We start from the raw sequence: 3650 nt of genomic DNA on the forward strand, positions 1-3650 counted from the left end.
GCGTGCGGGCGATCGACACCGCCGCGTGCACACCGGTCGGCATCCCGCTCTGACAGGTGCCGTGCAGCACCCCGTAGCCCTGCCGGACTGCGGCCGCGTCGCCGACCGCGTACGCCTCGGGGTGCGACACCGACCGCAACGTGGGGTCGGTGACGACGCGACCGCGATCGTCGACGGTCAGCCCGGCGGCGGCCGCCAGCGGCGCCACCCGGGTACCCCCGGCCCAGAGCACGACGTCGGCCGCGAGGGCCTCCGCGCCGGCCAGCTCGACCCCGTCGGGTCGGACCCTGCTGACCGCCGTTCCGGTGACGACCTGGACGCCCAGGCGGGTCAGCGCGGCCCGCAGGTACGCCCGGACCTTCGGGCTCATGCTCGCCCCGGGATCCTGCCGACCCGCCAGCGTGACCCCGAGCCCCGGGTGCCGTTCGGCGATCTCCGCGGCGGCCTCGACGCCGGTCAACCCGCTGCCGACGACGACGACCCTGCCGGTGCCGAGCCGGGTCAGCCGGTCCGCCAGGGTGGTCGCGCCGCTCGGGCTGTCCAGGGTGTACGCGTGCTCCTCGACGCCCGGCACCGCCGCCGTGTCGGTCACGCTGCCCAACGCGTACCTGCACGTCGGCCCGCCTGGTCCGTGCCGCGAGCTGGGTCGCCGCGGCCATGCCCGCGTAGCCCGCGCCCAGGATCAGAACGCGGTGCGTGCCCGCCGGGACCTGCCGTTGCGATGTGCTCATTGTTTCGCCTCTCTGATCGGATTGACGACCACGAGATGCGTGCCGCTGGTTGATCCGTGACATCCCCGCGATGTGACGCCCGCCACGGGCAGTGTCGGACGGCCGCCTTCACTACCCTTGGCGTGATGAGCCGATCTGCCACCGCTGGTCGGGCTCCGCTCTGGCGGGACCGGACCTTCGGCACGTACTGGATCGCGCAGTCGCTCTCGGCGGCCGGCGACTCGTTCGCCTACCTGGCGGTGCCGCTGCTGGTGCTCCAGGCGACCGGGTCGGTGGCGCAGATGGGCCTGCTCACCGCCGTCGCGGGCGCGGCGTCCGTCGTCGCCGGGATCTTCGGCGGGGTGCTGGTCGACCGGTACGACCGTCGCACCCTGATGATCGCGGCGGACCTGACCCGGTTGGTGCTCTACGCACTGGTCCCTCTGGCGTGGCTCGCCGGCCCGCAGGTGTGGCTGCTCTTCGTGGTGCTGCCGATCTGCGAGGCGGCCGGCATGGTGTTCCAGGTCGCCGCGGTGACAGCGGTCCGCAACCTGGTCGACCGCGACCGGATCACCGAGGCCAACGGCCGGTTGCAGGCGACGTACGCGGCGGCGGCGGTCCTCGGCCCGCTGCTCGCCGGGGTGGTGGCGGCCCGCTTCGGTCCGCCGACCGCCATCGCCGTCAACGCGGCGAGCTTCGCGCTCTCGGCGGCCGGAATGTGGCTGATCCGACTGCGCCCGGTGCAGGTGGACGAGGCGGTGGCCCGGCAGCGCCCGCTGGCCGAGTTCCTGGCCGGGGCGCGGTTCCTGTGGCGACAGCCCGTGCTGCGGGCGTTGACCGTCCTGTTGTCGGTCTTCATCTTCCTCACCTACGGCTTCGTCGACGTGCTGATCTACCACGTCACGCACGACCTTGGCGGCTCCGAGGGCACCGTCGGCACGGTGCTCGGCCTGGCGGCGCTGGGCACGGTCGCCGGTGCGCTGCTGGTGGCCCCGTTGCGTCGCCGTCGTGGCTTCGGTGCCACCTGGATCGGCGCGCACACGATCTGCGGGTTCGCGGTGGCGGGCGTCGGCATCGCCACGACCGTGCCGGCGGTCACCGCGCTCACAGCGGTGTACCTGTGCTGCCTCAGCATCGGCGGGATCTGTTCGATGTCGCTGCGCCAGGAGATCACCCCCGACCATCTGCTCGGTCGGGTCACCTCCGCGTTCTGGAGCACCCACTACGCCCTCGGCCCGGCCGGTGCCGTCGTGCTGACCTGGGCCGCTGGCCGCTACGGTGCTCCGGCGGTCACGCTCGCGGCGGGCGCGGGATGTCTGCTGGTAGCGGTCGGCGGCCTCTTCACCCCGATCCGTCGCGCCGGTGGGGAGGCAGCCGCTGGACAACCCGGACTGCACCCGGCACCGGCCGGAGGCACTGTCGGTGGTTGAGACGCTATGGAGCTGATGCCGTAAACGATTCACACGGTAGCGCCAGCGCGGCCGGTGGCGATGGCGCCGGTGCGGCCGGTGGTGGTCCGGCCGGTGGCGACGGTGCGGCCGTTGGGGACGGTCCGGGCGGTGGCGGTGGTCCGGTGGAGACGGTCCGGCCGGTGGCGATGGCGCCGGTGCGGCCGGTGGTGCTCCGGCCGGTGGCGACGGTCCGGGCGGTGGCGATGGTCCGGGCGGTGGCGGCGGCCCGGCCAGGGGAGCGGACCCGACGGTGGAGACGACTCGGGCAGCCGGCCAGCAGCCGATTCGTTTGCGACATCAGCTCCAAAGGCGCCGACCACCAGCACCGCACCGACGGCGCCGGCCACCGGCACCGCCCCCAACGCGCCGACCACGGGCACCGCTCAGAACGCGCCGAGCGCCGACGCCGAAGGCGTCACGTGGCCTGCCGAGCGAGCAGGTCGGCGTGGTCAGAACTCCTGGTACATCACGTGCAGGCCGACCCGGCCGAGGGTGGGGTGTCGGAACGCGCCCGGCACGGTGCCGACCACCGCGAAGCCCTCGCGCTGGTACAACTCCACCGCCGACCGGTTCGTCTGCACCACGGCGTTGAACTGCATGCCGGCGTACCCCTGTTGGCGGGCCCAGGTCAGAGCCTCGCGGCACAGCGCGGTGCCCACGCCCCGGCCCCGGTTCTCGGCGGCGACCATGAAACTTGCGGTGGCGACGTGCGCACCCGGCCCGGGTCGGTTGGTGCCCATCTTCGCGGTGCCGAGCACCCGTTGGCCGTCGACCGCCACGACGGTCCGGCCCGGTGCCGCCTCGACCCACATGCCGTACGACTGGTCGGCGGTCATCGTCGGGTCGTAGGGGAAGGTCTCCTGTGCCCGGATCACCTCCTCGATGATGGGCCACACCTGCGACCAGTCCTGGTCGACGAACTCCCGAATCAGCACCGGGGGAGGTTAAGCCGCGGGCGAGCCCCGGACAAACAGTTATCCGCTGGTGCATCCGGGCGGCACACCCGGTGCGAAGCATTCATCGTGACGAGACGTCACGGATCCGGCCGCTTCGACGAAAGGCCCGCTGATGAAGATCGCACGACTCGCCGCCCGGATGGCGGTGGGCGCCATGGCCACCGCGCTGGCCACCACCGCCGTCGCTGTGCCGGCGGCTCAGGCCACCGGCAAGCCCAAGCCGCTCGGCACCACGTCCCTCGCCCAGGTGCTCACCAAGGACAAGGGCGGGTTCGACCGCAACTCGCGGGACTTCGACGTGCTCACCGCGGCCGTGCTGGCCGTGCTGGAAGCCAAGCCGAACTCGCCGGTCAAGGTGCTCACCGACGGCACCGTGGCGCTGACCGCGTTCATCCCCACCGACGCGGCCTTCCAGCAGTTGGTCCGCGAGATCACGCAGGCCAAGAAGCTGCCGAGTGAGAGCGCGGCCTTCACCGCCGTCGCCGGGCTCGGCATCGACACCGTTGAGTCGGTGCTGCTCTACCACGTGGTGC

Annotated in this window: 3 protein-coding genes and 1 pseudogene; 2 read left to right on the plus strand and 2 right to left on the minus strand. The window is 72.8% G+C overall.

Annotated features, from left to right (window positions below):
• The coding region (locus KBX53_RS26030) for an FAD-dependent oxidoreductase (RefSeq protein WP_309140854.1) at window positions 1–592 on the minus strand (592 nt) is incomplete at its 3' end.
• Between the two features lie 264 nt (window positions 593–856).
• Between KBX53_RS26030 and KBX53_RS26035 the strand changes: the two genes are divergently transcribed.
• On the plus strand, window positions 857–2140 hold the full coding sequence (locus KBX53_RS26035; protein WP_030327365.1) for an MFS transporter: 1284 nt from the start codon (window positions 857–859) through the stop codon (window positions 2138–2140).
• A 470-nt stretch (window positions 2141–2610) separates the two neighbouring features.
• Here KBX53_RS26035 and KBX53_RS26040 read toward each other — a convergent pair whose 3' ends face one another.
• Window positions 2611–3096, minus strand: coding sequence for a GNAT family N-acetyltransferase (locus KBX53_RS26040; RefSeq protein ID WP_210862150.1), 486 nt, complete (start codon window positions 3094–3096; stop codon window positions 2611–2613).
• A gap of 133 nt (window positions 3097–3229) precedes the next feature.
• Between KBX53_RS26040 and KBX53_RS26045 the strand changes: the two are divergent.
• Window positions 3230–3650 (plus strand): annotated as a pseudogene (locus tag KBX53_RS26045) (fasciclin domain-containing protein); the annotation flags it as partial.

The sequence above is a fragment of the Micromonospora sp. M51 genome, from assembly GCF_018070305.1.
GTDB classification, from domain to species: Bacteria; Actinomycetota; Actinomycetes; order Mycobacteriales; family Micromonosporaceae; genus Micromonospora; species Micromonospora parva.

Coding starts and splice junctions, on each gene's coding strand:
- KBX53_RS26035 (WP_030327365.1), top strand. CDS start 857: ATGAGCCGATCTGCCACCGCTGGTCGGGCTCCGCTCTGGCGGGACCGG.